Source organism: Paraglaciecola sp. (assembly GCF_051252315.1).
Classification (GTDB): Bacteria; Pseudomonadota; Gammaproteobacteria; order Enterobacterales; family Alteromonadaceae; genus Paraglaciecola.
The window spans coordinates 1-7501 of sequence record NZ_JBPOFP010000165.1 but is presented as its reverse complement, the minus strand read 5'-3'; the positions used below and the strand labels follow the sequence as shown (position 1 = coordinate 7501).

Annotated in this window: 7 protein-coding genes; all 7 read left to right on the top strand. The window is 38.5% G+C overall.

All coding sequences use genetic code 11. From position 1 onward, the window contains the following. Positions 1–402: 402 nt before the first annotated feature. Positions 403–1857, top strand: coding sequence for a mannitol dehydrogenase family protein (locus ACSHXM_RS20090; RefSeq protein ID WP_435691897.1), 1455 nt, complete (start codon positions 403–405; stop codon positions 1855–1857). A 178-nt stretch (positions 1858–2035) separates the two neighbouring features. Further along, a complete protein-coding gene (locus ACSHXM_RS20085) occupies positions 2036–2518 on the top strand; it encodes a gluconokinase (RefSeq protein WP_435691894.1) in 483 nt (160 codons plus the stop codon). A gap of 1 nt (position 2519) precedes the next feature. Further along, positions 2520–3806, top strand: a complete 1287-nt coding sequence (locus ACSHXM_RS20080; protein WP_435691892.1) for a lactate racemase domain-containing protein — start codon at positions 2520–2522, stop codon at positions 3804–3806. 37 nt (positions 3807–3843) lie between these two features. Beyond that, the gene (locus ACSHXM_RS20075; RefSeq protein ID WP_435691890.1) at positions 3844–5091 is read left to right on the top strand and encodes a LarC family nickel insertion protein; all 1248 of its coding nucleotides are present in this window, start codon (positions 3844–3846) and stop codon (positions 5089–5091) included. Further along, a complete protein-coding gene (locus tag ACSHXM_RS20070) occupies positions 5088–5906 on the top strand; it encodes a hypothetical protein (protein WP_435691888.1) in 819 nt (272 codons plus the stop codon). Before ACSHXM_RS20075 ends, ACSHXM_RS20070 begins: the two co-directional genes overlap by 4 nt. Further along, a complete protein-coding gene (larB, locus tag ACSHXM_RS20065) occupies positions 5899–6567 on the top strand; it encodes a nickel pincer cofactor biosynthesis protein LarB (protein ID WP_435691886.1) in 669 nt (222 codons plus the stop codon). Before ACSHXM_RS20070 ends, larB begins: the two co-directional genes overlap by 8 nt. A 2-nt stretch (positions 6568–6569) precedes the next feature. Continuing rightward, positions 6570–7178: a hypothetical protein gene (locus ACSHXM_RS20060; RefSeq protein ID WP_435691884.1), complete on the top strand. Its 609-nt coding sequence runs from the start codon at positions 6570–6572 to the stop codon at positions 7176–7178. Positions 7179–7501 lie beyond the last annotated feature (323 nt).

Here is a 7501-nt window from a genome sequence, read left to right as displayed (position 1 = left end):
ACTTTCTTTATATTTTCATTTTAAATATCACGATGAGCATCGCCACTCTTTACAAAAGACTAGGCGAGTGGTTCAAGACCAGTAGCGTCCACCATTTTTTATTTTATAAATTCCAAAGTATATTCAAAATATTTAGCTAGACTTTACCAAACTTAAAACGAATGTTTAAAGTCTAGAAATTTTCTTTATTTAATTATTACTATTAAAATAATAAATCGCGCACTACTCACATTTTTATCTTTAAAAACTCACCTTATATCCCTGTAATTCTTGCTATGGTTCATGATGATATCCTGATTAATTAAACACCGGCAATATTGGTAAGGCCACTTGACAGAATAGTCATAAGACTTGTATTATTCCACTATCAAAATAGTCCCCTTACACCTGGAATACAGTTGCATGCCAAATTCATCGAAACAATTAAACCAAACGTTTTTACATAATGTGGAACCTCAAAGTGAAATACCGGTAGTTAATTATCCTACTTACAATCGTGAAAATATTGAAATAGGTATAGTGCATTTAGGTTTAGGTGCATTTCACCGTTCTCATCAAGCAGTATTCACAGAGCAATTACTCAACCTTCAAAACGGTGGGGATTGGGGAATTTGTGGTGTCACCTTTCGAAATCAAGCATTACAAACACAGCTACAAAAACAAGATAATTTGTACACTATGGCCGTTTTAGATGTGCAGCATAGTTTTCAAGTAGTAGGCGCAATTAAAGAAGTTTTAGTCGTAAAAACGCAGGTGCAAGATGTGTTAGGTAGAATGGCCGCCGGCACGACCAAAATTGTTTCTCTCACTGTAACAGAAAAAGGCTACTGCCTTAATTCAGCTGGAAAACTAGATGAATCTCTACCTGGTATTATTCAAGACTTAAAAACACCTGCTAACCCTACCACTGCCATAGGTTTACTTGTGTGCGCTCTTCACATGCGATTCAAACAAGGTGACAAACCATTTAATGTCATCCCATGTGATAACTTACCTGACAATGGTCATAAGTTAAAATCAGCCGTACTTCAATTTGCCCAACAACAATCGAAAGAGCTGGCGGTTTGGATCGAACAACATGTGCAATTTCCAAATACAATGGTTGACAGTATTACTCCTCAAACAGAACCAGAAACCATAGATCTTATTCAAGAAAAATTAGGTTTTACCGATACTGCACCAGTTCAAAGAGAGCAGTTTTCACAATGGGTTATAGAAGATTGTCCAGAAATGGAACGTCCTGAGTGGGAAAAAGTTGGCGTGATATTTACCGATAACGTGGCCTCTTTTGAACATGCAAAATTAAGAATTTTGAATGGTTTGCATTCAGCCTTAGCCTATATTGGACAACTAAAAGGATATCAAAGTGTTTTCGAAGCTATTTCTGACAAACAAATTAAAGCCTTCTTAATTAACTTAGTTGATAATGAAATCATTCCTACTATAACTCCTCCAAAGGGGTTGGATTTACATAACTATTCTCGCGCAATAATAGCCCGATTCGAAAACCCCAAAATCAAACACTTATTGAGTCAAATAGCGAATGACGGCTCGGTTAAAATTCCAGTACGCACGCTCGCCCCTATTCAAAGTAATATTTCGGCAGCTAGAAGCTATCAATCTTTATCTATGGTTGTTGCTGCGTGGATCCATTTTATTCGCCAGAGTTACATTAATGATAAAGTGTTAAACGATCCTAGAGCACAAGATCTAATATCCGCAGTGGCTCAATTTAAAGATAACGACGAGCAAGATGTTGCGAGTTTTTTAAGTTTGAAAGGCCTATTACCTGAATCTTTAGAAAACAACGAATCATTTTTGTTAAGTGTACAAAGGGCTTATAAAGAAGTCCTGTGACTTTTTTACTAACCATATGTTGGATATATAATAAGGTTTAAGTTAATTCGTCAGTAGTAAAAGACGTTTATACTAACAAATTGTGTGTAATTATAATAAAATACGAAATGCCAGTAAGTTAACTTCACAATAACGAAAACTAGCTGTTATTTTTTAGTATTAAGAGTGAGTATATTTAATGATTTATATTGTGATGGGTGTTTCTGGTTGCGGAAAATCAACTGTCGGTAGTTTATTAGCGGATAAATTAGGTTTATCTTTTTTCGATGCTGATGATTTTCATCCTGTCGAAAATGTCAATAAAATGGCCAGTGGTCAACCATTGGATGATAACGATCGTGCACCTTGGTTATCTTTATTAGCAGATAAGATTGTTCAGTGGGAACAAAATGGGGGGGCTGTTCTAGCTTGTTCAGCTTTAAAACAAACCTATCGTGACTTGCTATGTTCGACCACCAACCAAGTTGTATCTTTCATATATTTACATGGTGAAAAATCAGTGCTGCATAGTCGATTGACCAGTCGTGAATCACACTTTATGCCAGATAGTTTACTTGATAGCCAATTACAAACTCTAGAAGCTCCCACAGAGGCGCTAACGGTTTCAATTGATAACACCCTTGAACAAATCATTTCGCAGATCTTAAAGGACATTAACTAGAATGACCTACCCTATACACAAAGTTGATACTCAAAATACAATTTCTGATGATGACTTAACTCAAATCATCGATAACTTTATTCAACAAAAAGCACGTCACGCAAAACGTATCCTAATTTTGCCTCCTGATATCACACGGTTTTATTCAAAAGCTGGATTTATTTCAACTTACCTATATGAGCAGCTAAAAGACCAAGCTGAAATATACTTTTTACCTGCGCTAGGTACACATGAGCCTATGTCAGATAAAGAAATAGACGGCATGTTTGGCACAGATATTCCTAAAGAATTGTTTTTACCTCATTTCTGGCGTACTGACGTTAAAAAGATTGGCGAAATATCCCCACAAAGAATTGGCGAACTATCCGAAGGAAAATTGGATTATTCAATGGATGTTGCCGTTAACAAATTATTATTAGATGAAAAATGGGACCTGATCATTTCCGTGGGTCAAATCGTCCCTCATGAAGTGATTGGTATGGCAAACTACTCCAAAAACATACTAGTAGGGGTAGGCGGTTCTGACACTATTCATAAGTCTCATTTCTTAGGCGCTGTTTATGGCATGGAACGTATCATGGGACGTACATACACTCCAGTACGACGGGCCTTGAATGAAGGTTTTAACACCTATTTACGTGATTTACCCATAGAGTTTATTTTGACTGTATTAGGTAGTAAAGACGAAAAACTCGCTCTACAAGGCGTATATTGTGGTAACGACGACGAAACTTATGAAGAAGCCTGTAAGCTCAGTCAGCAACTGAATTTAAACTTATTAGACAAACCAATTAAAAAAGCCATAGTGTTTCTTGAGCCGGCGGAATTTAAAACCACATGGTTAGGCAATAAAGCCATTTACCGTACTCGTATGGCCATGGCTGACGAAGGCGAACTTATAGTGTTGGCTCCTGGACTTCATCGATTTGGTGAAGACATTGAAATTGATCAATTGATCCGAAAATTTGGTTACAAAACCACAGATGAAACCTTAGCCGCGGTAAAAACAAATCCCGAACTTGAAAAGAACTTATCAGCTGCCGCACATTTAATTCATGGCACAACTAACAACCGCTTTCAAGTAACCTATTGTCCAGGTAATGCAGTCAGCCAAGAAGAGGTTGAATCAGTAAACTACCAATATTGTCATTATGAAGAAATGATAAAACGTTACCCAATCGAAAACATGCAAGACGGATGGAATACACTGGATGATGGTGAAGAAATATTTTATGTCAGTAACCCTGCGTTAGGGTTATGGGCAACCAAACAAAACTTTAACAAATAAATTCAATTATTCAGTTGAATATAAGTAGTGCAATTTTATGACTTTGAATGTAAAAAAATATCATATTCACCTTGATATAGTAGGTGGCATAGCAGGTGATATGTTTATTGCTGCCATGTTAGATACCTTTCCGGAACTAAAATCAGAGGTACTGACTGCTATCGCCACTGTTTTACCCGCATCAGCTGGCACCCCTACTCTCACTGAAGGTCTTAATTCTGGCATCAGCGGTTTACGCTTTTCTTTAATAACAACAAAAGACACATCGACAGAGTCCCAGCACCATCATCATCACAGTCACAGTCACCATCAAGACGCCAGCGAGCATTCTCACTCGCATACTACTTATAAACATTTATGTGGCTTGATTAGTAAAAGTGCTCTTAAAGAAGACGTTAAACAAGGTGCGATTGATATCTTAACCATCATCGCTCACGCTGAGGCCAAGATACACGCAAAAACACTAGCAGATGTGCATTTTCATGAATTAGCTGATTGGGATTCATTAATGGATGTCGTGGCTAGTGCAGTTATTTTTGATGCATTAAAACTTCACACTTGGAGTATTTCTCCCTTGCCCATAGGTGGTGGTTTGGTTAAAACCCAACATGGCCTCATTCCAGTACCCGCTCCAGCGACGGCAGAAATATTAGCAGGATTCACTTTTTTTGATGATGGTGTGCAAGGTGAACGGATCACGCCAACTGGTGCAGCAATATTGCGCTATTTATCTGACAAAAAGTGTTTAACCACTCGCAAGCAGGGACAGTTGCAACAAATAGGTTATGGTTTAGGGACAAAAGTTTTCCCCAGCATGCCTAACATTTTACGGGCAACCAGCTTTTGTCAGTTGGAAGATGAATTGCAGCAACAAGACACTGTGGTAGTCATCGAATTTGATATCGACGATATGACAGGTGAAGAGCTTGCCCATTCCCTTGACCTTCTAAGGCAATATACTGGGGTAGTTGATGTAGTTGTTCAATCCGCCAGAGGCAAGAAAAATCGTGCCGTAGAACTGGTTCGAATTCTAGCGTCCACAGAATACTATCAAGATATTATTGATTACTGTTTTATCCAAACCAGTACCATAGGTTTGCGTTACCGCTTTGAAACAAGGAATTATTTAGCCAGAACGTTAACCAACCAAACCGGTCAAGCTTATAAAACTGTCACTCGCCCCGACGGTAGTCAAACGACGAAAGTGGAACACGATGAATTAACCTCTTTATCTACCCTAAATGAACGGCGTATGTTTAAGTACAATCTAGAGTCAGAAAAATGAATGCTTCTTTGACTTCACTACAAAACAAAGCCAATAAACTGATTGATTATCTGAACCAATTTGAACACTACTCAGTAGCTGTCAGTGGTGGAATTGATAGTATGTTATTAGCTTTCATTGCGAACAAGTTTTCTACAGCAAAAGTGACGGTAGCACATGCTTTTTCACCAGCAGTGCCCGAAGCGGCTCTACAAAGAGTGAAAGAACATGCGACAGATTACAATTGGGACTTACAGATCCTAAATGCCAGAGAGTTTGACGACCCTAACTACATCAACAATCCCGTTAACCGCTGTTACTTTTGTAAATCAAATTTATATACAAGAATATCTGAACAGACTAAAGGCATAGTATTTTCGGGAACCAATTTAGACGATCTGGCAGATTATCGTCCAGGCTTAGAAGCCGCGAAAGAACAGAATGTCCAACATCCATACGTGGAAGCAGAAATTGATAAAGCCACCATTTATGCGCTAGCCAAGCATTACAACCTAAAGCAGTTACAATCTTTACCAGCTCAGCCCTGCTTAGCCAGCCGAGTTGAAACCGGAATGAAAATAAATGCCAAAGACTTAGATTTTATTAATCAAGTGGAAGAACATACCAGACAAGTCTTTCCTGAATTAAAAAATGTTCGTTGCCGTATCACTCGACTAGGTACATTTTTAGAAATAGATTCCGTGCCAGAGACACCTGAGTTTCAATCGTTATCCACCCAGCTTGATCAGATGTGTGCTCAAACCGGTCGGATATTTTCTGGGGTGAGAACTTACCAAAAAGGCTCTGCCTTTATTAATGGGATGAGCCATGAGTAATTTTATTTGGGATAAAGATAGACTGTCACGTACTGGCGTTGCAGAGGCAGTATTGTGCAGTAATAAAAGCCCTCAAGACTTAGTCGATATCATAGAGTTTAACCTCCAAGACAAGACGCCAATATTACTTACACGTTTAACACAAACTCAATGGGCAAAAATACCAAGTGAGATAAAAACCGCTCTTGAATATGATGAGGTTTCTCAAACAGCCATTTTATTGCCACAACACTGCCCGACTCCGCAAGCTGGCATATGTATTGTTACTGCTGGCACATCTGATTTAAACATAGCGAAAGAAGCCCAAAAAACTTTGGTTTTTAATGGGTTTGCAGCACCAATTTATGCAGATGTCGGTGTAGCAGGTTTATGGCGTTTAATGGACAAACTTGCCGACATTCAACAACATAAAATTATCATTGCATGTGCGGGCATGGAAGGCGCATTGTTTAGTGTGTTATCAGGGTTAGTTAGAGCGCCGGTGATTGCGGTGCCTACTTCTGTCGGTTATGGCGTATCAGCAAATGGCAAAGTGGCGCTAGACAGCGCATTAGCTTCGTGTGCGCCAGGCGTATTAACCGTCAATATAGATAATGGCTTTGGCGCAGCAAATGCTGCCATAAAAATATTCAACCAATTTAACTCTAGCAGTGAGACATAAACATGTTTGATCCCCAGTTATGGTCAGTTTTATTGTTAGGCATGATGGTGGGTATTTTCCATGCATTTGATGCTGATCATGTCGTTGCAATGGCTACTTTAGTGAGCCAAAAATCTAAGAAAAAACACATCTTAAAATACGCATGCAAATGGGGCGGCGGTCACGGTGGCGTGTTACTCCTGTTGGGCGGTTTATTAGTATTTGTTGGCGTAGAGTTGCCGAGCTGGTTTGTTCACTATGCAGAAATGATGGTGGGTGTGTTGCTCATTTACTTAGGTATTCGTCTCTGGTTATTTGTTTCAAAAATCAGAAATAACCAAGATGTAAAACAACAAAAGCACGATCACGCTCCTTTGTTTATTGGCATGTTACATGGCGTAGCAGGCAGTGCACCGGTATTAGCTTTATTACCTAACATGCTTGAATCTCAATTTTTGCTGCATGTCATCCTATTTTCTTTGGGTTGCTTATTCGGCATGTTCTGTTTTGGATTTGCTTTAGGTTCTTTACAGGCATATGTGAAACAAATGAATACTGGCCTAAGCCACTTATTCACTAGGCTATTAAGTGTATTATCAATGGGGTTAGGCACTTTCTGGATATTTAGCTAATTTTTTGGCATGACGGGCGATTTGTTTTACAAGTCGCACATAGCACTCTTTCACCTTTATATAACCCTCAATACCTCAAACTTACTGTTTATGTTAATATTTTTCTGTTTCGGCTTATTATTTCACGAATAAATACGATAACCTTTATGCAGATAAGTAATATTGGCAATAAATGAATTCACAACTAGCGAAAAATACAAAAGTTCTAATCGTAGATGATCAAGCCTTAGCTAAAGGATACATGAAGTATTCTTTGGAAGAACTTGGCTTCAGCGACATTACCTACGTTGACAAAATAAACTTGGCGTTAACCACAATAAGAA